This is a genomic window from Phenylobacterium sp. (assembly GCF_037189685.1).
Classification (GTDB): domain Bacteria; phylum Pseudomonadota; class Alphaproteobacteria; order Caulobacterales; family Caulobacteraceae; genus Phenylobacterium.
On sequence record NZ_JBBCIT010000028.1, the window covers coordinates 168,068 to 191,723 of the forward strand.

Here is a 23,656-nt window from a genome sequence, read left to right on the forward strand (position 1 = left end):
GCCCCCTGCCGCCCACTCGGGGGCAAGCCGAGTTTCGGATCGGGCCCAGGCGGCCACAAGCAAAACCGGCACGCGGTACGGGTGAGCAGGGCTCACCCATCGGCGCGGCCGGTTCTCTTGTGCGCGACGCGACTTCTGACACCCTGTCGGCAGGGTCAGGGACATACGGAGGCGTCGCCGCCATGACAGGCGTCTTGCATCGCAGCCCGTGCGCCAGGACGGAAGGAGCTGCGTGACCGACGCCGTCGCACCCCTCGCCGGAATCCGGGTGATCGAGCTCGCCGGCGGCGTTCCGGCCGCCTACTGCGCGAAGCAGTTCGCCGCCTGGGGCGCCGATGTGGCGGTCGTCGAAATGGGTCGGGATTCGCCGCTGCGGAGCCATCCGCCCTTCGCCGACGGCCGCGACGGGAAGCCGACGTCGCTTCTCTGGGAGTGGATCGCCGCCAACAAGCGCGCCGTGCGGATCGACGGCGACGCCGCTCTCCGCGACCTTCTGGCCGCCGCGGACATCCTGGTGACCGACCTCGACGCGGAGGCGCTCGGCCGCCTCGGTGTCTCGCCGCTTGCGGCGCTCGACGGGGCGTTTCCATCGCTCTGCGTGGTTTCGGTCACATCGTTCGGCCTTTCGGGGCCCTACAGCGACTTCCGTGGGCCCGGCCTCGTGGTGGAGGCGCTCTCGGGCTATCTCGCCCTGAACGGCCTGCCCGACCGCGCGCCCCTGCGATCGCCCGGGCGCCTGACCGCCTACGCCGTGGGGGTGAACGCCTTCGTCGCCGGCCTCGCCGCCTGGCTGAAGCGGGAACGGACGGGCCGCGCCGAGCGGGTCGAGATCTCGGCGATGGAGACCGTGGCCAGCATGGCGCCGTTCCTCCAGGTCCAGTATTCGGGCCGCGAAAGGGGGCGGGAAGGCGGGACGGAGAGTGGTGTTCGGCTCCTGCCCTGCCGCGACGGCTGGCTCTCGCTAGCCGTCAACGCGCCGGCCTCGAGGGACACGCTGGCGGAGATCCTCGAGATCGCCCCGGAGGCGTTTCCGCCCGATCTCTACGAAGGCGCGCCGGCCGACGTGATCCGCAGGACGACGGCCTTCTTCGCGACCTATACCCGGCGGTGGCGCGCCGAGGACCTCTTCCTGGCCCTGACGGTCGGAGGCCTTACCTGCGGCAAGGCGATGAGGCCGGCGGACCTTCTCGACCTCGACCCGCTGCGTGAGCGCGGCTTCTTCCGCGAGAGCGACAACCCGCGCCTCGGTCGCCTGAGCTTCCCGGGCCCCCCCGCCGTGCTTCAGGATGCGGCCCCGGCGCCGATCCGGCCCGCGCCGGCCGTCGCATCCGCCCCCGACCTCCTGGAGTGGACGCCGCGCACGCCGCCCGCCCGAGCCGGCGATCCGGACGGGCCGCCGCTGTGCGGCGTCCGCATCCTCGATCTCACCCAGGCGTGGATCGGCCCGTTCGCCACCCTGCTGCTGGCCGACCTCGGCGCCGAGGTGGTGAAGATCGAGTCGCTGCGACGGCCCGATATCTGGCGCACCCTCCCCACGCGACCGCCGGCCTTCGAGGCGCCTCAGGCCGCGCCGCCCAACCGGTGCTGGTCCTTCAACAGCGTCAATCTGAACAAGCGCGACCTGACGCTCGACCTTCGCTCCACCGACGGCCGGGAGCTCTTTCTCCGCCTGGTGCGGGACGCCGATGTCGTCGCCGAGAACTTCACGCCCACGGTCATGGAGACCTTCGGCCTGTCCTACCCTCGTCTCCGCGAGGTCAGGGACGACATCATCATGCTGTCGTCGTCGGGCTTCGGGAAGACCGGGCTATGGAGCCTGTTCAAGACGAACGGGTCGGCGATCGAGGCCCTGGCCGGCTGGGACAGCCTGCACGCCTACCACGACAGCGACCCCGTCCTGATGGGCTTCTACCAGGCCGATGCGATCGACGGATTCCAGATGGCCGCGATGATCCTCGTCAGCCTGGTCCATCGCCAGCGGACCGGCCGGGGCGAGGCCATCGATGCGGCGATGCTCGATGCGTCGGTCGGCTACATCGGCGAGTTCCTGCTTCAGGCACAGGTCGGCGACGAACCGCGCCCGGTCGGAAACCGCAGCCTCCGGATGGCGCCGCACGGCGTCTTTCCCTGCGCCGGCGAGGACCGCTGGATCGCGATCGCCGTCCACGACGACGACGCCTGGCGGGCGCTGGCGGGCGAGGCCGGCCTGGCCGATCCGCGATACGAGACGCTCGAAGGCCGGCGGCGGTTCGAGGACGGCCTCGAAGCCGACCTCGCGGCGTGGACCCGCACGTTCGATCCCGACGACCTCATGCGGCGGCTGCAGGCGCGCGGCGTGGCCGCCGGCGTGGTGCGGGGCCCGCGCGAAGGCCTGGACGACCCGCATCTCGCCGCGCGCCGATGGTTCCGCCCGCTTTCGCGGCCCGACCTGGGACGCCAGATGTACAACGGTCCGACATGGCGCTTCGCCGGAAGCGCCCCGCTGCCCCAGGCTCCGCCACCCCGTCTCGGCGAACACAGCGAGGCCCTGCTTCGCGAGCTCCTGGGAATGGATGCCGACACGTTCGCACGCCTGAGGGAAAAGGGCGTCACCGGGGAGGTCGCCTGAGAGCCTCGCCGGGGTGGCCGACGGCGCGTCCCCAAGCCCGGTCGCCAGGCTTGCCGGCGTGGGGGGCTGCGGGGCCGCCGGAGGAACATCGGGGCGGACACCTCGGACGACTCCGGCGCGCGCGTCCCGCACGGCCGGCGCGGGCCGTTGACACGTCCCGGCGCCGCTCCTACCCAATACATTTAGAATACTAACTTTTCAGGTCGCCCCATGCTCCTCCCTGGCCTTCCGCTGCTGCCGACGACCATCGTGGGGAGCTATCCCCAGCCGGGCTGGCTGATCGACCGTGAAGGCCTGAAGTCCCGCCTGCCGCCCCGGGTCCGCGCCCAGGAGCTGTGGCGCATCAAGGATCCCCAGCAACTGGCCGACGCCCAGGAGGCGGCGACCCTGGTGGCGATCAGCGACCAGAAGCTGGCCGGCATCGACATCGTCGGCGACGGCGAGATGCGGCGCGAGAGCTACTCGAACCGGCTGGCGACCGCCCTGGCGGGGATCGAGACCGATCCGCCCGGCATGGCCATGGACCGGACCGGCGCCATGAATCCCGTGCCGCGCGTCGCGGGCCGGATCCGCCGCGCCGGCCCCATCGAGGCGCAGGACGCCGGCTTCCTGAAGCAGCGCGCCGGCGTCCCCGTGAAGATCACCATTCCGGGTCCCTTCACCATGACCCAGCAGGCTCAGAACGACCACTATCCCGACGCCCGCGCCCTGGCGCTGGACTACGCCGACGCCGTCAACGCCGAGGCGCGCGACCTGTTCGCGGCGGGGGTGGACATCGTCCAGCTCGACGAACCCTACCTCCAGGCCAAGGCCGACGAGGCGCGCAGCTTCGCGATCGAGGCCATAAACCGCGCCGTGAAGGGCCTGTCCGGCCTCACGGCCCTGCACATCTGCTTCGGCTACGCCCATGTCCATCGCGGGGCCTCCAAGCCCGGCGGCTACGCCTTCCTGGAGGAGCTCGAGGCGTCCGACGTCGACATCATCTCGATCGAGGCCGCCCAGCCGCGACTGGACCCCTCGATCCTGCGCGAACTGCCCACCAAGCACATCATGTACGGCGTCATCGACCTCAACGACCCTGAGGTCGAGACGCCCGAGACGGTGGCCGCGCGCATCCGCCAGGCGTTGCCCCACATCGACGCCGAACGGCTCATCGTCGCCCCCGACTGCGGGATGAAATACCAGAGCCGGGAGGTCGCCTTCGGCAAGCTGAAGGCGATGGCCGACGGCGCCGCCATCGTCCGGCGCGAGATCGGGGGTTAGCCGCGGGCGCCGCCCCCGGGCGGGACCTGGGCGCCCGGGACCTGCGCGCCCGGCCTCCCCGACAGGCGATGCAGACCGTCAATCAAATTGACGAATGCCGGCAAGGGGCGTTTAATTTCGCATCACAATGATCGAGCGTCGGCTCGAACCAGGGAGGACGACATGGCCCAGCCGGCCAATCGTGAGTTCGACATCCGTGGCGTGAACCACCTGGCGCTGGTCTGCAAGGACATGGCGAAGACGGTGGAGTTCTACCGCGACGTGCTCGGCATGCCGCTCGTGAAGACCATCGACCTGCCCAACGGCATGGGCCAGCACTTCTTCTTCGACATCGGCAACGGCGACTCGCTGGCCTTCTTCTGGTTCCCCGACTCGCCCGCCGCCGCCCCGGGCGTCGCGGCGCCGGCCCAACTCCCCGGCGGCGGCGACATCCGTTCGGCCCACGGCTCGATGAACCACATCGCCTTCAACGTCCCGGTCGAGAAGTTCGACGAATACGTCGAGAAGCTGAAGGCCAAGGGCATCGAGACCGGCCCGGTGCTGAACCACGACAACTCGCCCAACCAGGTGAGCCCCGACGTCACCGACGACGTGTTCGTCCGCTCGGTCTACTTCTGGGACCCCGACGGGGTGATGCTGGAATTCGCCTCCTGGACCCACGCCGGCTTCACCGAAAAGGACGTGGCGCACGAGGCCGTCGACGCCCAGGGCCACAAGTCGCGTCCGGTGGTGCTGAAGGCGCCTGCCCGCCAGCTCGAAGCGGCAAAATAGCCACACCCGCCCAAAACCGGGCGGCCCCGCGGCCGCCCGGCGCGGGATCGGTTGACAGAAACACTTAGTAATCTAATTATACATCTAAGGATTATCGGCGCGTGACCGCCCGGAGCCGGCCCCTTCAGGACCGGAACGCCGCTCGGAAACGCCGGATGCGGACCAGGTCGACCAAAGAACGTCGACGCGAATTTCAGAGGGGGAGGCGGCGATGAACGCCCGGATTCTATTTGCCACGACCATGCTGGCGAGCGGACTGGCCACGGCCGCGCTCGCCTCCGAAGACTTCGCCACCAGCGTCGTGGGCGAGGTGGTCGTGACCGCCCAGAAGCGCGCCCAGAACCTGCAGGACGTGCCGATCTCGATGGAGGTCGTCTCGGCGAGCGCGCTGGAGGCGTTCCACGCCGAAGGCTTCCGGCAGGTCAGCGTGCCGAACATGAACGTCCAGAACATCGGCGGCAACGACGTCATCTACATCCGCGGCTTCGGTTCGCCGTCGCAGAACTATTCCTTCGACCAGGCGGTCAGCCTCTACGTCGACGGCATCTACGCCGGCCGCAACCGGCAGTTCATGGCGCCGTTCTTCGACCTGCAGCGCGTCGAGGTGCTGCGGGGCCCGCAGGGCGCCCTGTTCGGCAAGAACACGGCCGCGGGGGCCATCAGCGTGGTCTCGGCCCTGCCGACCGACACCTTCGAGGCCTCGGCCACCGGCATCTATCATTTCAACCAGGACGGCCCCGAACTGTTCGGCTACGTCTCGGGTCCGCTGACCGACAAGCTCAGCGCGCGCCTCGCCATCAAGGCCCGCGACCAGGACGGCTTCATCACCAACCTGGGCCAGAACGACCGCGAGGAACTCACCAACAAGCAGTTCCTGGCGCGCCTCACCACCCGGTACGTCGCGAACGAGGCCTTCGACTATGTGGGCAAGGTCGAGTTCAGCCAGTCCCGGCAGCGCGGCAACGTCACCACGGCCGGGCTGCTGACCGCCGAGCAGAAGCCGCAGAAGACGCGCTTCACCACGGACGGGCCGCTGGGCGAGGCCGGATTCGACACCATCGCCTGGAACGTGGCCGGCACCGGCACCCTGGACCTCGGGGCTGTCAGCCTCGTCTCGGTCTCGGGCTTCTCGTCGTTCAAGGCCAAGCACACCAACGACTTCGACCAGGCGATCCCCGGCGGCGGCGTCACGCCGCACACGGTGTCGAACAACTATCCGGAATACTTCCAGCAGTGGTCGCAGGAGCTACGCCTGCAATCGCCCACCGGACAGCGGTTCGAGTACATCCTGGGCGCTTACTACGACAACGCCCAGTACGTGGTGGACCAGTACAACTACTACGGCATCGCCGGTCTCGGCGAGTTCATCATGTACAGCCACTTCAAGCAGCAGTCGGAATCCTGGTCGGTCTTCGGCCAGGGCACGTTCCACGCCACCGACTCGCTGCGCGTCCTGGGCAGCCTGCGCTACTCGCACACCAAGAAGCGGGGCGCGTTCAGCGTCCGCTCGCTGCTGGGCCCCTTCCCCTTCCGTCCGATCACCTCGGCCAACGCCAACATCTCGGAAGGCGACGTCGACCCCTCGATCACCGTCCAGTACGACGTGACGCCGGACGTCATGGCCTATGCGACCTACGGCCAGGGCTCGAAGTCGGGCGGCTTCGTCAGCAACACCTACGCCACCACCAACGCGACCTTCGTCTTCGAGCCTGAGAAGTCCGAGAACTTCGAGGTCGGCGTGAAGAGCACCCTGGCCGACGGCCGCCTGGTCCTGAACGGGGCGATCTACAAGACGACCTTCGACGATCTCCAGGTCTCGACCTACAACTCGAACGTCCAGAGCTACATCGTCGGCAATGCGGCCAAGGCCAGCGGCAAGGGCGTCGAGCTGTCGATGACCTGGTACGCCACCGACAACTTCGACATCAACGCCACCGGCGCCTACCAGGACGTGAAGTACGACGACTATCCGGGCGCCCAGTGCCTGGCGAGCCAGCCGATCACCGAGTGCAACCCCTCGGTCCCGGCCAGCGTCACCGCGAACAACCTGCGCGGCTCGCCGCTGCCCAACATCTCCAAGTGGAGCGGCACGGTGCGCGGGCGCTATGTCGCCGCGGTCAGCGACACCCTGCAACTGACCACCACCGTGGCCGTGGCCGGCCGCTCGAAGTACTTCAACTCGGACGACCAGAGCCCGCTCTACGGCCGTCAGAAGGGCTACGCCAAGGTGGACGCCCGCATCGAGCTGTCGCCGCCCGAGAAGCAGTGGCACGTGGCCCTGGTCGGCACCAACCTGACCAACGAACTGACCACCAGCGGCTCGTTCCGCCTGCCGGTCCCGATCACGACCGTCTCGCGGGCCCTCTACTGGGTCGAGCCGCCGCGGAACATCGCGATCGAAGCCGGCGTGAAGTTCTGATCCGGCGCGGGCGGCGCGTCCTGCGCGCGCCGCCCGCGGCCTCGCCCACGACCCCTCCTGGAGCCGCCGTCCCATGATCGACGTCCACTTTGTGCCCACGCCCAACGGGAACAAGGTGACGATCATGCTGGAAGAGGTCGGGTTGCCCTACCGCCTCATCCCCTACGACATGCTCGAGGGCGAACACCTCACGCCCGCGTTCCGGCGCATCAACCCCAACGGCCGGCTGCCCGCCATCGTGGATCATGAGCCCACCGGCGGCGGCGAGCCCTTCGCGGTGTTCGAATCCGGCGCGATCCTGCTTTACCTCTCCGAGAAGGCCGGCGGCGCGCTGACGCCCGCCGACCCCCGTGGCCGCTCGCTCGCCCAACAATGGCTGATGTGGCAGATGGCGGGCCTGGGGCCGATGCACGGCCAGGCGCACCATTTCATCCGCTATGCGCCCGAGGGCCAGGAGTACGGCGTCGCCCGCTACGGCGCCGAGGCGCAGCGCCTCCTGGCGGTGATGGAGGCGCGCCTCGGCGAAGCCGACTACCTCGCCGGCGAATACTCGGTGGCCGACATCGCCGCCTGGCCGTGGGTGCGCGCCACCTACGCGATCGGCCTGGATCTCGAACCGTATCCGAACGTCCGCCGGTGGCTGGACGCCATCGCCACGCGGCCGGCCGTACAGCGGGGCGTCGAGACCCGCAACGCGCCCAACCTGCAGAGCCGGCGCCCGACGCTCACGCCGCAGCAGTGGTCCAACCTGTTCGGCGAGAACATGCACCGCAGCTTCGGGGTCGCGGCGGCCGCCGCCGACCGCGAGCCGCCGCGCTGACGATCGGCCCCGTCAGGACCAGAAGTCGTCCCAGTGCGCCTGGTCGCCGACGCTCTCCCAGTGGTCGGTGAGCTTGCCGTCCTCGAAGCGCCAGAGGCCGAACCCCCAGGTGTCCAGCCTCTTGCCGTTCCGCTCGGCGGTCATGCGGTGGACGACGAGGCCCCAGGTGTCGTCAGCGAAGAACGTCCCCTGCAACGACTCGTGGAAGGTGTTGTTCGTCAGGGCGTGGATGCGCTCGATATGGGCCTTGAAGGCCGCCGGGCCGACATAGGTCCCCGCCAGGATGTTCTGCCCCGGCGAATGCACGGTGAAGTCGTCGCGCATGTTGCCCCAGAGGGCCTCGCGGTCCTTGGCGTAGATGCGCTTCAGAAGCTCCAGATTGGTCATCGCCTGCGCCCTCAGTTCGCCATGCCGCCGCCGTCGACGGCGATGTCCGAGCCCGTGATGAAGCTGCTCTCGTCCGACGCCAGGAACACGGCGGTGGCGGCCACGTCCTCGGGCTCGCCGATCCGCTTGATGAGCTGCCGCGAGATGGCCCGCTCGGTCCAGCCCTGCTGACGCATCAGGGGCTCGGTCTGCGCCGAGCGGATCATGCCGGGTGAGATCGTGTTGGCGCGGATCCCGTAGGCGCCGCCCTCGCAGGCGTACTGCCGGGTCATGGCCGTCACCGCGCCCTTGGCGGCCGAGTGGGCCAGCATCCCCTGCCCCGTGGAGCCCTTCTTCGCGGCCGTCGAGGCGGTGTTGATGATCGAGCCGCCGCCGGCGGCGATCAGGTGCGGCCACGCCGCCCGGCAGAGGTGGAAGATGATGTCCACCTCCTCGACCTGGGTCCTGTTGAAGGTCGCGTAGTCCATGTCGGCGACGAACGCGAAATAGGCCATCGCCGCATTGTTGTAGACCACGTCGATCCGGCCGTAGTGCTCCAGCGCGAAGGCCACCAGGCGATCGGCGCCCTCGGCGACCGACAGGTCGAGGGGCTGCAGCGAGACCATCTCGCCCCCCGCCGCGATCGCCTCGTTCGCCGTCGCACCCGCGGCGGGGTTGATGTCGCAGCCCACGACCTTCGCGCCCTCGCGCGCGAACATCAGCGCCGCCGCCCGGCCCATGCCGCTGCCCGTGCCGGTGATGATCGCGACCTTGCCCGCCAGACGTCCCGCCACCCTGTTCTCCTTCCGATCGGCGCCGCGCGCCCTCTACTTGCGATCCAGCAGCGCCGCGACGACCGGGCGCGAGACGTCGGCGTCGCCGCGCTGGCCTCGGAACTGCGGCGGGGTCTGGCTCAACGTCCCGTCGCGGACCGGCCGGTCGTGCCGCCACTCGACCAGCGTCTGCCGCTCGGCGATCTTCCAGCGCCCGTCGCGCCGCTCCAGGCGGTCGATGTAGCGGCCGCCGGCCACGCCCTCGTAGGGTTCCTCGCGCCCGCCCCAGAACGTCTGCGGCGCGGTGGTCGGCACGGCGTGGAAGGCGGTCACATAGGTCTCGGCCCAAGCCTGGTCGCCGTCGACCGTGATCAGCATGTTGCCGGTCTGGTGGTGCGTGCCGGTGAGCGGCCCCAGCATGGTGCGGGCGCTGTCCATGACCTGCGGGATCGTCCGCACCGCCTCCAGGAAGCGGCTGGTCGCATCGCGATGGAAGACGTCGTCCACCAGCTCCCAGCGATGGCGGTCGACCATGTGGCAGAAGCGGTTCACGACGTCGGCGATCTCGGCCCGCGCCGCCAGGTCCTCCAGCGTGTCCGGCTTCGGCGCCGCCGCCTGGCCGCGCCACGCCGCCACGACCGGCAGCGAGACGTCGTCGTCGCCCCACTGCCCGCGGAACCGCATGGGCGTCTCGCTCAGCCCGCCCTCGTTCACCGGCTGGTAGTGGCGGAACTCGGCGGCCGAGCGGCGCTCGGCGATGCGCCAGGCCCCGCCGCGGCGCTCGAAGCGGTCGATGTAGCGCGCGCCGAAGATCGCGTCGTAGGCCTCGCCGGTCCCGCCGAACGGGCCGCCCGGCGGGGCGTCGGCCGGCACCTGGTGGAAGGCGGTGACGTAGGTCTCGGCGTGGGCGACGTCGCCCTCCAGCGCGATCTGGATGTTGCCCACCTGATGGTGCGTCACGCCCACAGGCGCCAGGAGCGCGGCGCCCTGCTCGACGAACTCGCGCCACGATCCCCCGATCACCGAGAGGTGGCAGGTCGCATCCTCGTGGAAGACCGTGTCCATCAGCCACCAGCGGCGCCGGTCCGTGGCGTGGCAGTAACGGTGGATGACGTCGGTGATCTCGGCGCGCGCCGCCAGCGCAGCAAGGCCGTAGTCGGCGGATTGGGTCGCCATGCATCCTCCCGGGCGTCCGTCCGCGTGGGCCGCGGATCATCACTTAGTCATCTAACTAAAGGTCAGGTCGGACCCGATTGCAACCTCGTCGGCGCGCAAAACCGTAAACTTCGTTGACATGTCCCGACCCCGTCCTAGGGTCCCCCGCAAGGCGCGGAAACGGCGCCGCAGGAACACCCAGGGAGACGCCGGATGCAGGATCTCAAGGACAAGGTCGCCTTCGTGACGGGGGCCGCCTCGGGCATCGGGCTGGCCACCGCCCAGGCGCTGGCGCGCCGCGGCGCGCGCCTGATCCTCGCCGACATCGACGCCGCCGGCGCGACCGCCGCGGCCGCCGACCTGCGCCGGGAGGGGACCGACGCGCTAGGCCTCGCCCTCGACGTGACCGACGAGGCCGACTGGGCGCGCGCCGGCGAGGCGGCGGCCGGCTTCGGCGAGGTGCGGCTCCTGTTCTCGAACGCCGGCGTGGGCGGCGGCTCGGGCGCGTTCGAGACCTACGACCCCGAGGTCTGGCGCTGGGCCTACGCGGTGAACGCGCACGCCCACCTCTACGCCTGCCGAACCTTCCTGGGTGGCATGAAGGCGAGCGGATCGCCCTGCCACGTCGCCCTCACCTCGTCGCTCGTGGCCATCGTGCCGCCGCCGATCTCGGTGGCCTACATCTCGTCCAAGTTCGCGACCCTGGGCATCGCGATGGCCCTGCGGAACGAGCTGGCCGACACGAACGTCGGGGTGTCGGTCCTCTGCCCCGGCATGTCGGCCACCGGCATCGTCGCCACCACCGCCCGCCTCCGTCCGGTCGCGCCCGAGCAGGGCCGGGCGGCGCAGACGGCGCAGAACATGACCGGCGTCCTGGCGGGCGGGATGTCGCCCGCGAAGATCGGCGAGTTCGTGGTCCGCGCGATCGAGGCCGGCGACTTCTTCATCATCACCCACCCCGAATGGAAGGCGATGGCCCAGGCCCAGTTCGCCGAGGTCCTGGCGGCCTTCGGCGCGTCGGCCGACCCCGACTACGCGGGGGATGACATCGCGGGCCTGGTCGCCGCAAACGGCGCCCGCCGCATGAACCTGGCCGTGGGGCGATAGGCCGATGACGCGGGTCAGGACCGCCGTCCGCCTCAAGGCGCGCCCCACCGGCCTCCCCGGTCCGGAGCACTGGGACGTCCGACAGGAGCCGATCGCCCCGCTCGCGCCGGGCGAGGTGCTGGTCGCCAACCGCTACATCTCGGTCTCCCCGTCCCTGCGCGCGCAGATGGACGCCGGCGGCGCCTACCTGCCGCCGGCCGCGATCGGCGACGTCGTCCGCGCCCGCGGCGTCGGAGTGGTGCTCGAGAGCCGCGCCGAGGGCTTCCACGAGGGCGACACCGTCGAGGGGCCGCTGGGCTCCCAGAGCCACTACGCCGGGCCGGGCGAGGCCCTGACCCGCGTCGATCCCGCCTTCCCCCTGCCCCGCCACCTGGGCGTCCTGGGGATGACCGGCCTCACCGCCTATTTCGGCATGCTGGACATCGCCGCGCCGAAGCCCGGCGAGACGGTGCTGGTGTCGGCCGCGGCGGGAGCGGTGGGCAGCGTCGCCGGCCAGATCGCCCGGCTGCGCGGCGCGCGCGTCATCGGCGTGGCCGGCGGGCCCGACAAGTGCGCCCACGTGGTCGGGGACCTCGGCTTCGACGCCTGTATCGACTACCGGGGCGAGGACGTCCGCGACCGCCTGGCCGAGCTGGCGCCCGAGGGGATCGACGTCTACTTCGACAACGTGGGCGGCCCCACGCTCGAAGCCGCCCTGCTCAGCCTGCGCCACCGCGCCCGCATCGCCGTCTGCGGCTTCGTGGCCGACTACAACGACATCGGAAACCTGAGGGGCGCCCGCAACTATCTCAGGCTCCTCGAGACCCGCTCCCGCATGGAGGGGTTCTCGGTCTACGACTACGCCGATCGCTACCCCGAGGGCCGGGCCGCCCTGGCCGGCTGGCTGACGAGCGGCGCGATCCAGGCCCGCGAACACGTGGAGGACGGTCTCGAACGCTTTCCCGACGTGCTTCGCCTGCTGTTCGGCGGCGCGCAGGTGGGTAAGCTGGTGCTGAAGGTCTGACCTCCCGCCGGGGGACAGGCCGCCGGAGCCGAGACGGCGGCGCTCACGCGCCCGCCGTCCGGACCGCGCCGGAAGCGAACCAGAACCAGGAACGGGAAACGCCTGCCATGACCGAGAGCCGCCAGATCCACCTCGTCCGTCGCCCGCAGGGGGCGCCCAGGGTCGACGACTTCGCCGTCGTCGGGGTGGACACGCCCGACGCCGCCGACGGCCAGGTCCAGCTCCAGGCCCTCTACGTCTCGGTCGATCCCTACATGCGGCCGCGCCTCGACGCCGACCAGCCGCTGGACGCGCCCATGCTGGGCGGCGGCCTCGCCCGCGTGGTCCAGTCGCGCCACCCCGACTTCCGCGAAGGCGACGTGATCCGCCATGCGATGGGCATGCAGGAACGGTTCGTCTCGGACGGCCGCGGCCTCCTCAAGCTCAGCCCCGACCCGGACCTCCCGCTCAGCGTCTACATGCACGCCCTGGGCGGCACGGGGATCACGGCCTACGGCGGCCTGCTGGAGGTCGGCGCGCTCAAGGAGGGCGAGCAGGTGTTCGTCTCCACCGCCGCGGGCGCGGTGGGCTCGGTCGTGGCCCAGATCGCGAAGATCAAGGGCTGCCATGTGGCCGGCTCGACCGGCTCGGACGACAAGGCCGCCTGGCTGCGCGACGAGGCCGGCCTCGACGCCGTCATCAACTATCGCGAACAGCCGCTGGCCCAGGCGCTGCGCGAGGCCATGCCGAAGGGGATCGACGTCTATTTCGAGAACGTCGGCGGCGACCATCTCGACGCCGTCCTGCCCCGCATGAACGTCCGCGGCCGCATCCCCGTGTGCGGGATGATCTCGACCTACAACGGCGACCGGATCGGGGTGAAGAACCTCTCCAGCATGATCTACAGCCGCGTCCGGATGGAGGGGTTCGTCGCCACCGACTTCGCCCATCTGAACGCCCGGTTCCAGAGCGACATGACCGCGTGGCTCAAGGCCGGGAAGATCAGGTACCAGGAGACGATCCTCGACGGCTTCGAGCGCGCCCCCGAAGCCCTGGTGGGCCTCTTCGAGGGCCGGAACAGCGGCAAGATGCTGGTCCGCGCCGCCGCCTGACGTCCCTCTACCGCCGCCTGCCTTTGCGGCCGCCTTCGTCCCGCGACGTCCAGGCCCGACGTCGCGGGGCGTCTTCTCCGGTTCGAGAGTGAACGCCAACGGCGCGCGCGATGCCGGCCCGGACGCCGCGCCGCGCCCTTCACGCCTCCCTCGCCCGGCTCCACGCGGCAGTTAACGCCCCAGCCGGGCGTCTTCCACTCGGCAAAATCCGCCACCACGACTGGCGTCAGCCGGCTCGGGATCATATTTTTCCCTTACAAATCAAACCCCCTCAGAACTGGCGCCGGCATTGCTGCGGACCTCGCCGAATGAGCCCGGCGCAGGACGCGCTTCCCTCACATCGAAGTGCCGCTTCCGTCGCCATGACCGCGTCCGCGCTCAATTCCGCCTCCATGACGACGCCGGCCGCCCGTGCGCCGAACGCCGCCGCAGGCGCAACCGCCGGCGCGGGCTTCGACGCCCTCATGGCCGCCCTCTTCCCGCCGGGCCAGCTCCCGCTGGATTCAGGCGCCCAGGCCCTATCCGCCGCCGCGCAGCCCGGGAACCTCACGGCGGACGCCGACTCCGAAGACGCCGGGGCGACCTCCGAGGCCCGCGCCAACGGCCTCGACGGCGGCGAGGCGACGGCGTCCGATCTCCGGCTCGCCGACGCCGTCCCGCTTCCGCCGGCCCCGCAACCCGCCACATCGACCCCGGCCGACACCGGCGCAGACGCCGCCGCCCGCGCCCCGGCCCCGCCGGCGCCCGCCGCCGCGGCCTGGCAGGCCGACGCCCTGGCCGTGGCGGCCGGAGAGCCCGCGGCCAGGGGCGAACCCGACGCCCTCACCGCACCGGCCCAGACCGCCCCGGCCGACGCTTCGGCTTCCGGCGTCGCGCCCGCGATCACCCCGACCATCGCGCCCCGAACCGCGCCCGCCGACGCAGTCCCCCCGCAGGCCGCCGGGCGCGCAGCGACGGCTCCCGCGGCTGCGCCGCCACAGGTTCCGGCCCAAGCCCCGCCGATCACCGGGAACGCCCAGCCCGCCGTCGCAACGGCCGAGCCGTCGACGGCGCCGGCCGTGCAGGCGCCGGCGACCACGCCGGACGCCACCATCCCGAACGCCGCCCTCGCCGGCGCCCAGACGGCTACGCAGCCCGAGACGACGACGCCGTCGCGCGCCTCCCGCGCCGATCGCCGCGCGGCGATCGATGAGGCGGCCCCTGCCCCGGCGACGCGGGAAGGGGTCAAGGCCGCCGCCGAAAAGGCCGCCGCCAAGGCCGACGCTCCGCCCCCCGCCGAGACGGCCGTCCCCGACGCGACCTCGCAGGACGCAGGCTCCCAGGACGCCGGCCCGTTCCTCGACCCCTCCGAGACGGCTCCGGCCGTCGGGTCGCGAGCCGCCACGCACACCGACGCCACGCCCTCCGCCACCGCCACGCCGGCGCCGGTCCGAGGCTCGCCCGAGACCGTGGCCAACCTGGCCGCGCAGATCGCGAAGAAGCTCGAAGGCCGCTCGACCCGTTTCGACGTCGAGCTCAACCCCGAGGGCCTCGGCAAGGTGGACGTCCGCGTCGAGATCGGCGCCCACGGCCGCCTGACGGCCGCGCTCGTGTTCGACAGCGCCCAGGCGGCCCAGGATCTCAAGGCCCGCGCGGCCGACCTCCAGCGGGCGCTGGAACAGGCCGGCTTCGACGTCGCGGGCGGCCTCAGCTTCGACGTCGCCCAGGATCAGGGCGGAGGCCGCCAGGCCTGGCAGGACGCGCGTTCCGAGTTTGGCGAGACCGTCCGGGGGCGGGCCTTCCGCGCCGCGCTCGAAACCGCCGGCGACGCCGCCGACATCGCGACCCAGGGCGCGCTGAAACTGCGCCGGGGCGTGAACGCCGGCCTGGACCTGAGGATCTGACCCATGGCTGTCGACGCCGTCACCTCCGCTGCTTCCGCCTCGGCGACGGGCCGCACCCGTCTGGCCGAGAACTTCGACACGTTCCTGACGCTGCTCACCACCCAGCTCAAGAACCAGGACCCGCTGTCGCCGATGGACTCCACGCAGTTCACGCAGCAGCTCGTCCAGATGACCGGGGTGGAGCAGCAGCTCCTCACCAACGACCTCCTGGAGAAGCTGGTCGCCAACACCGGCTCGGGCGTCGCCACGGCGGTCAGCCTGATCGGCAAGGAGGTCCGCGCCGACTCCGATCTGTCCGCGCTTTCCGGCGGCAAGGCCGAGTGGGTCTATAAGCTCGACCGCGCGGCCGACGACGTGAAGGTCGAGGTCCTCGATTCAAAGGGCCGCATCGTCCAGACGGTGGCGCCGACCAACAACGCAGCCGGCGAACATACCTTCGTCTGGGACGGCAAGACCGCCGATGGCTCCAAGGCCGCCGACGGGGTCTACAGCCTGCGGGTGACCGCCAAGGACAGCGAAGGCTCGACGGTCGCCAGCGGCGTCCTCGCCCAGGGCGTCGTGACGGGCGTCCAGCAGATCGACGGCCAGACCCTCATCACCATCAACGGCGCCCAGATCCCCTGGGAGAAGATCACCCTGATCCGCGCGCCCACGACCCCGGCGCCGGGCGAGACCACGACGGCCTCGACCGGCTCCGGCAGCAACACCCCCAACAACCCGGACGACGAAACGTCGTCTCAAGCGGCGGCCTGAGCGGCCGAGCCTCCGCAGGACGCGGAACCGCCTAAGGACAAGAACGGAACAGAACCATGAGCATCAATTCCGCCATGCTCGCCGGCGTCTCGGGGCTGGTGGCCAACTCCTCGGCCCTCGCCGCGATCTCGGACAACATCGCCAACGTCAACACCATCGCCTACAAGCGCAACCAGGTGAACTTCGCCAACGTCGTCACCGCCCAGTCGGTGAAGGGGACGTATTCGGCGGGTGGCGTGCAGGGCCTCGCGCGACAGTTCGTCAGCCAGCAAGGGCTGATCCAGTCCTCAGGCTCGGCCACCGATCTCGCCATCTCGGGCGACGGTTTCTTCATCGTGGCGCAAAAGGGCGCGGGCCTGACAGCCACCGACGCCCGCTCGTTCACTCGTCAAGGTTCGTTCAGCGTCGACGCCGACGGCTACCTGGTGAACGACGCCAAGCTCTACCTGCAGGGTTGGCCGCGCCAGGCGGACGGGACCTACAACGTCAATCCGTCCGATCTGAACAACATGCAGTCGATCAACGTGAAGAACCTGGGGGCGGCCGTTTCGCCGACGACCCGGAGCACGGTGAACGCCAATCTGAACGCCGCCGGCGTCGTCTCCGCCGCGGAAGCCGCCTACGACGGCGCGACTGTCGCTTCGATGGCCGACTACGCCGACGATCCGTCCACGGGCACCCGCCCGGACTTCGTCATCGAGCTGAACATCATCGACTCCCAAGGCGGCTCCCGCAAAGCGGCGATGGCGTTCCTCAAGGACGACGCGGCGACCGGCAACACCTGGCACGCCGAGATCTACGCCATCCCGGCGAGCGACGTGGACGTGGCCGGACGGCCCGGCCAGATCGCCGCCGGCCAGGTGGTGTTCAACGCCGACGGCTCCATCGACCTCGCCAGCACGACCCTGTTCGGCGCGGCCGGCGCCACGCCCGAGATCGTGCTGAACGCCTCGGGCGGTGCGCAACCGAAGTGGAGCGACGCGCTGGGGATCGACGCTCAGACCGTCAGTCTGAACCTCGACAACATCACCCAGTACGCCCAGACCTCGACGGTGAACTCGATCGGCCAGAACGGGGCTGGCGTCGGCAACATCGTCGCCATCGAGGTGAGCGAGGACGGGATCGTCTCGGCGATCTACGACAACAGCCAGATCCGCGAAGTCGCCAAGATCGGCATCGCCACCTTCCCCAATCCCGACGGCCTCACCCAGGTGAGCGGCAACGCCTACCGACCCACCCTCGCGGCGGGACAGATGACGATCAAGGAAGCGGGTATCGGCGGCGCGGGACAGATTTCGCCTTCGAGCCTCGAAGCCTCGACCGTCGATCTATCGGCGGAGTTCACCGGCCTGATCCAGACGCAGAAGGCTTACTCAGCGTCCTCGAAGATCATCACGACCGCAGATCAGATGTTGGAAGAACTCATAAACATCAAGCGATAGTAACAGAGGTTAACAAACTTCGAAATTTTCATATGAACTCTATTGTACTAATTTGGTACACGGGGAATCGCATGGTTAGGGCTTTCTTTACTAAGGCGATTCAGCGGCCGTTAGGAGCATCGGCCTATGCTGTCCGCAAGACAGTGACGGTGAGGCGGTAGAAAGCCGATGCTCCAACAACAACAGACGCGCACGAACAGCCGCGGCGAGGCGTATGTCATCGGCCCGACGGGCGCGCCCCTGACCAAGAACGACCTGCCGCCGCCGAACACCGGCCGCTGGGTGATCCGCCGCAAGGCCGAGGTCGTGGCCGCCGTCCGCGGCGGGCTGATCTCTCTCGAGGAAGCGCTGGAGCGGTACTCGCTGACCAACGACGAGTTCCTGTCCTGGCAGCGCTCGATCGAGCGCCACGGCATGCCGGGCCTCCGCACCACGCGCCTGCAACAGTATCGCTGAACCGCTCCCGCGAGAGGTTCGGACACGAACCGGCCGCGCCCCGCACCCCGGGCGCGGCCGGTTTTCTTTTGCGCCTTCGGGCCTGGGCCTCAGGTTCGGGCCGGGACCTCAGGGCAGCCTTCGCACCACGACGGTGATCCGCTCGCGCTCGCCCGGTCGCCGCTCCACCAGCAGCCGGGCCACCTGTGCGTCGTCGTGGAAGGCGTAGCCCTTGATGGCGTCCAGCAGCGCCTTGGCCAGGTTGTCGAGGTCGAGCCAGGGGGGCTCGCCCACGTACTCCATGCCGATCTCGACCGAGAAGTCCCCCCAGCCGGGTCGCGAGCCGCGCCAGGCCTTGCGGAAGAACTCGTAGATCAGCGGCTTGTAGTACTTGGCCTGGGTTGTCAGCCCGTCGACCACCACCTCGAGCACGCCGTCCGCCTCGCGCGCGCGCACCTTGCCATGCTGGGTCCAGAGGTCGTCCATCGAAAGCCGTCATAGCGGCGGGGCGCCTTGCAGTCTCGCCCTCACGGTTTAAACGGTGGGCCGCCCGAACCAGGACGCACCAGGGGGATCTGATGAGCGCGACCCGCACCGAGACCGACACCTTCGGCCCCATCGAGGTGCCCTCCGACCGCTACTGGGGCGCCCAGACCCAGCGCTCCCTGGGCAACTTCAAGATCGGCTGGGAAAAACAGCCCAAGCCGGTCATCCGCGCCCTGGGCGTGGTCAAGCGCGCCGCCGCCGAGGCCAACATGGAGCTCGGCAAGCTCGACCCCGAGATCGGCAGGCACATCGTCGCCGCGGCCCAGGAGGTGATCGACGGCAAGCTGGACGACCATTTCCCGCTGGTCGTCTGGCAGACGGGATCGGGCACCCAGTCGAACATGAACGCCAACGAGGTGATCTCGAACCGCGCCATCGAGATGATGGGCGGGGTCATGGGCTCGAAGTCGCCGGTCCATCCCAACGACCACGTCAACATGAGCCAGTCGTCCAACGACACCTATCCCACCGCCATGCACATCGCGGCGGCCGAGGAGGTGGCGCGTTCGGTCATGCCGGCGCTGGAGCACCTGCACGCCGCGCTGAAGAAGAAGGCGGCCGAGTTCGATCACATCATCAAGATCGGCCGCACCCACACCCAGGACGCCACCCCGCTGACCCTGGGCCAGGAGTTCGGCGGCTACTCGCACCAGGTCGCCATGTCCGTGCGCCGGATCAAGGAGACCCTCTACGGCCTCTACGAACTGGCCCAGGGCGGCACGGCCGTGGGCACGGGCCTCAACGCGCCGATCGGCTTCGCCGAGAAGGTGGCCGAGAAGATCGCCGAGATCACCAAGCTGCCCTTCGTCACCGCGCCGAACAAGTTCGAGGCCCTGGCCGCCCACGACGCGATGGTGTTCAGCCACGGCGCCCTGACCGCCGCGGCCGGCGCCCTTTTCAAGATCGCCAACGACCTGCGCTTCCTGGGCTCGGGGCCGCGCGCCGGCCTGGGCGAACTGGCCCTGCCCGAGAACGAGCCGGGCAGCTCGATCATGCCCGGCAAGGTGAACCCCACCCAGGCCGAGGCCCTGACGATGGTCTGCGCCCACATCATGGGCAACCAGACGGCGATGGCCTTCGCCGGCAGCCAGGGCCATTTCGAGCTGAACGTCTTCAACCCCGTGATGGCCTACAACTTCCTCCAGTCGTGCCGCCTGCTGGCCGACGGCGCGGTCAGCTTCACCGACAACATGGTGGCCGGGACCGAGGCCCGCGAGGACAACATCAAGGCCAACCTCGAACGCTCGCTGATGCTGGTCACGGCGCTGAACGGCAAGCTGGGCTACGACAACTGCGCCAAGATCGCCAAGGCGGCGCACAGGAACGGCACCACGCTCCGCGAGGAGGCCGTCGGCGGCGGCTACCTGACCAACGAGGAATTCGACGAATGGGTCCGGCCGGAGAAGATGATCGGGCCGGGGTGACGGTCCAACTCGTGCGGATCGGGCGGGAACTGCCGGAGGGCTTCGACGCCCTGCGCGCCGAGGCCGACGCCGAAGGGCACCGGCACATGAGCCGGCTGGCCGCGGATATGGCCGAGACGCCGGAGATGTTCACCGCGCTGCTCGCCGCCTTCGAGGACGGGGAGCTGGTCGGGATCGGCGGCCTGACGCCGGAGCCTGCCGCCCCCTCGGCGCGGCGGATGCGCCGCCTCTTCGTGACGGCGCGCGCCCGAAGGCGCGGCGTCGCGCGGAGGCTCGCAAGCGCCCTCCTGGAGGAGGCGCTCCATCAGACCCGCACCGTGACCGTGCATGCCGGCAACCCCGGCGCGGAGCGGTTTTGGGAGGCGATGGGGTTCGAGGCTGTCGAGAACCGCCCGTGGACTCAAGCGTTCCGAGCCGACTGACGAGCCAGCCGTTCGGCGCTATGCTCCGCTGCATGGGAAGAGGCGAATTGAAGATCGACCCCAAGCTCTTGGAACAGGCCCGCGAGGCTGGCCTGCCCGTCGAGCGCATGACCGAGCAGACTCTCCGCAAGGCTCTGGCGGAATACGCCCCCTACCGTGGCCTCTCGGACGAGGAGAAGGCGAAGCGATGGGCCGAGGACAACGCCGAGGCGATCAAAGCTCACAGAGAGCAGATCGAGAAGTACGGCGTTTTTGGCGAGGATTTGAGGACTTGGTGAGTGCGCCAGTTCGATGTCTACGAGTCTCCGACTGAGGCGTCGCGCCGGATCGCACCCTTTCTCGTCGTCCTGCAATCACACTTCCTCGAGGGGCTTCCGACGGTAATTGTCGCGCCGCTCCTCAGGCGCGCCGAACGTCCGAGGTACTTGGCCGTGGGCCTGGATGTCGAGTTCGCCGACGAGGAGTTGGTGCTGTCCGTCGCAGAGATGCTGGCTGTCGATCGCGGCGTATTGAGACGCCGTCGAGGAGACCTGCGGATGCGCGAGGATGAAATCCGCCGCGCCCTCGACCGCGTCTTCACAGGCTTCTAGGCCCGCCGGCGAACCGCGAAATCGGCCAGGTCCTCCAGGGCCGGGCGCCAGCTGTTCGAGCCGGGGTCGGCCAGGGCCGCCTTGGCGCCCTCGGCGTAGCGGACGGCCAGGGCCAGGGTGTCGTCCAGGGCGCGGGTCTCGCGCATCAGGTCGCGGGCGCGGTCGAGGTCGGCGGGGGTCTGCTCGCGGCGGTCGATGGTGCGGACCCAGAAATCGCGCTCGCCGGCGCCCGTGCGCGACATGGCCAGCAGCAGCGGCAGGGTGACCTTGCCCTCGCGGAAGTCGTCGCCCGGGTTCTTGCCCAGGGTCTCGGCGTCGCCCGAATAGTCCAGGGCGTCGTCCACGAGCTGGAACGCCAGGCCCAGCTCCTGGCCGTAGCGGCGCATGGCGCGGCAGCGCTCGGGCGAGGCGCCGGCCGACACCGCGCCGGCCTCGGCGGCGGCGGCGAACAGCTCGGCGGTCTTGGCCTTGACGATGTCGATGTAGACCTCCTGGGACAGGTCCAGGTCGTGGCTGCGGGTGAGTTGCAGCACCTCGCCCTCGGAGATCACCCGGCTGGCGCGGGCCAGGATCTCCAGCGCCGCCATCGAGCCCGCGCCCACCATCAGCTCGAAGGCGCGCGCGAACAGGAAGTCGCCCACCAGCACGCTGGCCGGCGCGCCCCAGATCAGGTGCGCCGCCACGCGCCCGCGGCGCAGCTCGGACGAATCCACCACGTCGTCGTGCAGCAGGGTGGCCGTGTGGATGAACTCCACCGCCGCCGCCAGCTTCAGGCAGGCGTCGTCGCGCGCGCCGCACAGCCGCGCCGAGGCGATGGTGAGCAGCGGCCGCAACCGCTTGGCCGAGCCGGCGATCAGGTGGTCGGCCAGGGCCGGGATCACCGGGACCGGGCTGTCCATGTGCTCGCGGATCAGGCCGTCGACCGCGCGCATGTCGGGGCCGGCCAGCGTCAGCAGATGGTCCAGCGAGGGCGGCGCGGCGAGGGCCGGGGCGGCTTCCAAAAGTTCGTTCCTCAAGACCGTGTCGGACGCCCGAGCCCTTAGCGGCCGCCGTTTGCCGGGACAATGGTGACGCGATAGGGCACGGTCAAGCGAAGGCAGCCGAACACATTCACGCGATCTCCTCCATGACCGCCCCGACGCCGGACGTCACCGAAGACCTGTTGCTGGGCGGACGCATACGTCTGCGTCAGCCGGCCCGCGGATATCGCGCCGGCCTGGACGCCGCCCTGCTGGCGGCGGCCTGCGACGCCGGCCCCGGCGCGCGGGTGATCGAGGCCGGGTGCGGCCCGGGCGCCGCCCTGCTGGCGGCGGCGGCGCGGCGGCCCCAGGCGCAGTTCACCGGCGTGGAACGGGATGCCGACGCCCGGGCCCTGGCCCTGGCGAACGTGGGCCTCAACGGCTTGCAGGGCCGGGTGGAGGCGCTCATCGGCGACGTCGCCGCGCGGTTCAAGGCGCTGGGCCTGCCGCCATTCGACGCCGCCCTGGCCAACCCGCCCTTCTTCGACGATCCCGCCGCCCTGCGCGCGCCCGCGCCCGAGAAGGCCGCCGCCTGGATCGCCGACGAGGGATTGATGGCCTGGACCGAGTTCCTGCTGAAGGCCGTGCGCGAGGGCGGGACCATCACCATGATCCACCGCGCCGACCGGCTGGCCGACCTGCTCGGCCTGCTGGCGCCCAAGGCCGGCTCGTTCCAGGTCCGGCCGATCCACCCCTTCGCCGACGAACCGGCCAAGCGCGTCCTGGTGCGGGCGGTGAAGACGGGCAAGGCGCCCCTGCGGCTCCTGCCGCCCCTGGTGCTGCACGACCGCGGCGGCGCCAAGCACCGCCCCGAGGTCGAGGCCATCCTGCGCGGCGAGACCGACCTGCCCTGGCTCCGATAGGCCGCGAAGCGGCGCCTATTCATGAACCGCAAAAAACGCGGAAGCTCGAAGGCGCCCCTTCAGTCCTTCCACCAGACGACCTGGGTGGTCGTGGCCAGGAGCTGGCCGCCGGCCGACCACAGCTCGCCGGCCTGGTCGTTGAAGCCGTGCCGGAAGGCGCGGACGTCGCTGACGCCCAGGACGGACTGCGTCCCCTGCACCGCCATCTCGGCCTCGTCGGCCAGGAAATAGGTGGTGAGCGAGACCGTCGCCACCGGCGGCAGGTCGCCCCGCACCTGGATGATCTTCACGAAGAAGCTGTCGCTCAGCGAGGCCAGGGCGGGATAGTCCAGCGGGCGCTCCGGGGCGTCGCGCACCCACAGCACGGTGCGTCCGTCGGCCGGCGTCTCCAGCCGCCCGCTCCAGGCCGGCAGCCCCTCCACGAACCGCATCTCGAACGCGCGGGTCCACGCGGGGCGGCCGGTCATGTCGACGGCCGCGACCTGTCGGGCGGGCGGAACCTGCGGCATGACGCCCGGCGCATGGGTCCAGGTCCGGCGCTCGGCGGCCGTGACCACGCTGGCCGTGGTGGCGACGCCGCGGTCGTCCCGCATCTCCACGCTCCAGTGCTGGGTCGAGCGGCCCCCGCGCACCAGCTTGACGGCGACCTCGAAATCACCCTCGGCCAGGGCGCCGCAGAAGTTCACCGTCAACGCGAGCGGCCGGCCGCGCCGCTCGGGATGGTCCAGCACCGCGCGCAGCATCAGCGCGCCGGTGATCCCGCCGAACGGACCGGCCATGTTCCAGTAGGCGGGATGGGTCCGCCAACGGCCCTCGCCGAGCGGCTGGAGCGACAGGGCCTGGTCGAAGGGATGCAGGCGGGCGGTCGGTGCGGCGACGGCGGGGGCGTTCATGCCAGCCCGA

General features: G+C 70.4%; 22 protein-coding genes and 1 pseudogene. 17 read left to right on the forward strand and 6 right to left on the reverse strand.

The features are described from left to right. The first annotated feature begins 232 nt into the window (after nt 1–232). The 5 genes from WG212_RS16470 to WG212_RS16490 all read left to right on the forward strand — a co-directional run bounded on the left by WG212_RS16470 (nt 233) and on the right by WG212_RS16490 (nt 7,881). Nucleotides 233–2,608: a CoA transferase gene (locus tag WG212_RS16470; RefSeq protein WP_337188204.1), complete on the forward strand. Its 2,376-nt coding sequence runs from the start codon at nt 233–235 to the stop codon at nt 2,606–2,608. 210 nt (nt 2,609–2,818) lie between these two features. Next, on the forward strand, nt 2,819–3,871 hold the full coding sequence (locus WG212_RS16475) for a hypothetical protein (RefSeq protein ID WP_337188205.1): 1,053 nt from the start codon (nt 2,819–2,821) through the stop codon (nt 3,869–3,871). Nucleotides 3,872–4,033: 162 nt separating this feature from the next. Beyond that, the gene (locus WG212_RS16480) at nt 4,034–4,642 is read left to right on the forward strand and encodes a VOC family protein (RefSeq protein WP_337188206.1); all 609 of its coding nucleotides are present in this window, start codon (nt 4,034–4,036) and stop codon (nt 4,640–4,642) included. 211 nt (nt 4,643–4,853) lie between these two features. Continuing rightward, nucleotides 4,854–7,061 carry a TonB-dependent receptor gene (locus tag WG212_RS16485; protein WP_337188207.1) on the forward strand — a complete coding sequence of 736 codons (2,208 nt, stop codon included), beginning with the start codon at nt 4,854–4,856 and terminating at the stop codon, nt 7,059–7,061. A gap of 73 nt (nt 7,062–7,134) precedes the next feature. Then, the gene (locus WG212_RS16490; protein WP_337188208.1) at nt 7,135–7,881 is read left to right on the forward strand and encodes a glutathione S-transferase C-terminal domain-containing protein; all 747 of its coding nucleotides are present in this window, start codon (nt 7,135–7,137) and stop codon (nt 7,879–7,881) included. Nucleotides 7,882–7,893: 12 nt separating this feature from the next. Here WG212_RS16490 and WG212_RS16495 read toward each other — a convergent pair whose 3' ends face one another. The 3 genes from WG212_RS16495 to WG212_RS16505 are packed head-to-tail and all read right to left on the reverse strand — an operon-like array spanning nt 7,894 to nt 10,196. Then, on the reverse strand, nt 7,894–8,268 hold the full coding sequence (locus WG212_RS16495) for a nuclear transport factor 2 family protein (protein ID WP_337188209.1): 375 nt from the start codon (nt 8,266–8,268) through the stop codon (nt 7,894–7,896). An 11-nt stretch (nt 8,269–8,279) separates the two neighbouring features. Continuing rightward, nucleotides 8,280–9,041 carry an SDR family oxidoreductase gene (locus WG212_RS16500; protein WP_337188210.1) on the reverse strand — a complete coding sequence of 254 codons (762 nt, stop codon included), beginning with the start codon at nt 9,039–9,041 and terminating at the stop codon, nt 8,280–8,282. A gap of 33 nt (nt 9,042–9,074) precedes the next feature. Next, nucleotides 9,075–10,196: a nuclear transport factor 2 family protein gene (locus tag WG212_RS16505; protein WP_337188211.1), complete on the reverse strand. Its 1,122-nt coding sequence runs from the start codon at nt 10,194–10,196 to the stop codon at nt 9,075–9,077. A 192-nt stretch (nt 10,197–10,388) separates the two neighbouring features. On the opposite strand from WG212_RS16505, the gene WG212_RS16510 reads away from it, so the two are divergent. From WG212_RS16510 to WG212_RS16540, 7 genes are all read left to right on the forward strand, one after another. Next, nucleotides 10,389–11,282, forward strand: a complete 894-nt coding sequence (locus WG212_RS16510; protein WP_337188212.1) for an SDR family NAD(P)-dependent oxidoreductase — start codon at nt 10,389–10,391, stop codon at nt 11,280–11,282. 4 nt (nt 11,283–11,286) lie between these two features. Continuing rightward, nucleotides 11,287–12,285 carry an NADP-dependent oxidoreductase gene (locus tag WG212_RS16515; RefSeq protein ID WP_337188213.1) on the forward strand — a complete coding sequence of 333 codons (999 nt, stop codon included), beginning with the start codon at nt 11,287–11,289 and terminating at the stop codon, nt 12,283–12,285. A gap of 107 nt (nt 12,286–12,392) precedes the next feature. Then, nucleotides 12,393–13,376, forward strand: a complete 984-nt coding sequence (locus tag WG212_RS16520) for an NADP-dependent oxidoreductase (RefSeq protein ID WP_337188214.1) — start codon at nt 12,393–12,395, stop codon at nt 13,374–13,376. A gap of 392 nt (nt 13,377–13,768) precedes the next feature. Then, on the forward strand, nt 13,769–15,259 hold the full coding sequence (locus WG212_RS16525) for a flagellar hook-length control protein FliK (RefSeq protein ID WP_337188215.1): 1,491 nt from the start codon (nt 13,769–13,771) through the stop codon (nt 15,257–15,259). Between the two features lie 3 nt (nt 15,260–15,262). Beyond that, nucleotides 15,263–16,012, forward strand: a complete 750-nt coding sequence (locus tag WG212_RS16530) for a flagellar hook assembly protein FlgD (RefSeq protein WP_337188216.1) — start codon at nt 15,263–15,265, stop codon at nt 16,010–16,012. Between the two features lie 56 nt (nt 16,013–16,068). Continuing rightward, nucleotides 16,069–17,454, forward strand: a complete 1,386-nt coding sequence (locus WG212_RS16535) for a flagellar hook protein FlgE (protein WP_337188217.1) — start codon at nt 16,069–16,071, stop codon at nt 17,452–17,454. Nucleotides 17,455–17,622: 168 nt separating this feature from the next. Continuing rightward, complete coding sequence (locus WG212_RS16540) at nt 17,623–17,910, forward strand: DUF1153 domain-containing protein (RefSeq protein ID WP_293375845.1); 288 nt, start codon at nt 17,623–17,625, stop codon at nt 17,908–17,910. A gap of 108 nt (nt 17,911–18,018) precedes the next feature. Here WG212_RS16540 and WG212_RS16545 read toward each other — a convergent pair. Next, nucleotides 18,019–18,388: pseudogene (locus WG212_RS16545) on the reverse strand (RusA family crossover junction endodeoxyribonuclease). A 79-nt stretch (nt 18,389–18,467) separates the two neighbouring features. Between WG212_RS16545 and fumC the strand changes: the two are divergent. From fumC to WG212_RS16565, 4 genes are read left to right on the forward strand one after another with little or no spacing between them, the layout of a single operon-like run. Beyond that, nucleotides 18,468–19,859: a class II fumarate hydratase gene (gene fumC / locus WG212_RS16550; protein WP_337188218.1), complete on the forward strand. Its 1,392-nt coding sequence runs from the start codon at nt 18,468–18,470 to the stop codon at nt 19,857–19,859. Next, complete coding sequence (locus WG212_RS16555) at nt 19,856–20,281, forward strand: GNAT family N-acetyltransferase (RefSeq protein WP_337188219.1); 426 nt, start codon at nt 19,856–19,858, stop codon at nt 20,279–20,281. Before fumC ends, WG212_RS16555 begins: the two co-directional genes overlap by 4 nt. 47 nt (nt 20,282–20,328) lie before the next feature. Then, a complete protein-coding gene (locus tag WG212_RS16560; RefSeq protein ID WP_337188220.1) occupies nt 20,329–20,559 on the forward strand; it encodes a type II toxin-antitoxin system CcdA family antitoxin in 231 nt (76 codons plus the stop codon). Next, the gene (locus tag WG212_RS16565; RefSeq protein WP_337188221.1) at nt 20,560–20,871 is read left to right on the forward strand and encodes a CcdB family protein; all 312 of its coding nucleotides are present in this window, start codon (nt 20,560–20,562) and stop codon (nt 20,869–20,871) included. Here WG212_RS16565 and WG212_RS16570 read toward each other — a convergent pair. Then, nucleotides 20,868–21,836, reverse strand: coding sequence for a polyprenyl synthetase family protein (locus WG212_RS16570; RefSeq protein ID WP_337188287.1), 969 nt, complete (start codon nt 21,834–21,836; stop codon nt 20,868–20,870). The two genes, WG212_RS16565 and WG212_RS16570, sit on opposite strands and share 4 nt — an antisense overlap. 161 nt (nt 21,837–21,997) lie before the next feature. On the opposite strand from WG212_RS16570, the gene WG212_RS16575 reads away from it, so the two are divergent. After that, nucleotides 21,998–22,753 carry a methyltransferase gene (locus WG212_RS16575; RefSeq protein ID WP_337188222.1) on the forward strand — a complete coding sequence of 252 codons (756 nt, stop codon included), beginning with the start codon at nt 21,998–22,000 and terminating at the stop codon, nt 22,751–22,753. Between the two features lie 59 nt (nt 22,754–22,812). Here WG212_RS16575 and WG212_RS16580 read toward each other — a convergent pair whose 3' ends face one another. Beyond that, entirely contained in the window at nt 22,813–23,646 is an 834-nt protein-coding gene (locus WG212_RS16580) for a thioesterase family protein (protein WP_337188223.1), read from the reverse strand. Nucleotides 23,647–23,656 lie beyond the last annotated feature (10 nt).

Excerpts from the sequence above, each read along its gene's own strand:
- WG212_RS16475 (WP_337188205.1), top strand. The coding sequence starts at position 2,819 with ATGCTCCTCCCTGGCCTTCCGCTGCTGCCGACGACCATCGTGGGGAGC.
- WG212_RS16480 (WP_337188206.1), top strand. The coding sequence starts at position 4,034 with ATGGCCCAGCCGGCCAATCGTGAGTTCGACATCCGTGGCGTGAACCAC.
- WG212_RS16485 (WP_337188207.1), top strand. The coding sequence starts at position 4,854 with ATGAACGCCCGGATTCTATTTGCCACGACCATGCTGGCGAGCGGACTG.
- WG212_RS16490 (WP_337188208.1), top strand. The coding sequence starts at position 7,135 with ATGATCGACGTCCACTTTGTGCCCACGCCCAACGGGAACAAGGTGACG.
- WG212_RS16495 (WP_337188209.1), bottom strand. The coding sequence starts at position 8,268 with ATGACCAATCTGGAGCTTCTGAAGCGCATCTACGCCAAGGACCGCGAG.
- WG212_RS16505 (WP_337188211.1), bottom strand. The coding sequence starts at position 10,196 with ATGGCGACCCAATCCGCCGACTACGGCCTTGCTGCGCTGGCGGCGCGC.
- WG212_RS16510 (WP_337188212.1), top strand. The coding sequence starts at position 10,389 with ATGCAGGATCTCAAGGACAAGGTCGCCTTCGTGACGGGGGCCGCCTCG.
- WG212_RS16515 (WP_337188213.1), top strand. The coding sequence starts at position 11,287 with ATGACGCGGGTCAGGACCGCCGTCCGCCTCAAGGCGCGCCCCACCGGC.
- WG212_RS16520 (WP_337188214.1), top strand. The coding sequence starts at position 12,393 with ATGACCGAGAGCCGCCAGATCCACCTCGTCCGTCGCCCGCAGGGGGCG.
- WG212_RS16525 (WP_337188215.1), top strand. The coding sequence starts at position 13,769 with ATGACGACGCCGGCCGCCCGTGCGCCGAACGCCGCCGCAGGCGCAACC.
- WG212_RS16530 (WP_337188216.1), top strand. The coding sequence starts at position 15,263 with ATGGCTGTCGACGCCGTCACCTCCGCTGCTTCCGCCTCGGCGACGGGC.
- WG212_RS16535 (WP_337188217.1), top strand. The coding sequence starts at position 16,069 with ATGAGCATCAATTCCGCCATGCTCGCCGGCGTCTCGGGGCTGGTGGCC.
- WG212_RS16540 (WP_293375845.1), top strand. The coding sequence starts at position 17,623 with ATGCTCCAACAACAACAGACGCGCACGAACAGCCGCGGCGAGGCGTAT.
- fumC (WP_337188218.1), top strand. The coding sequence starts at position 18,468 with ATGAGCGCGACCCGCACCGAGACCGACACCTTCGGCCCCATCGAGGTG.
- WG212_RS16575 (WP_337188222.1), top strand. The coding sequence starts at position 21,998 with ATGACCGCCCCGACGCCGGACGTCACCGAAGACCTGTTGCTGGGCGGA.
- WG212_RS16580 (WP_337188223.1), bottom strand. The coding sequence starts at position 23,646 with ATGAACGCCCCCGCCGTCGCCGCACCGACCGCCCGCCTGCATCCCTTC.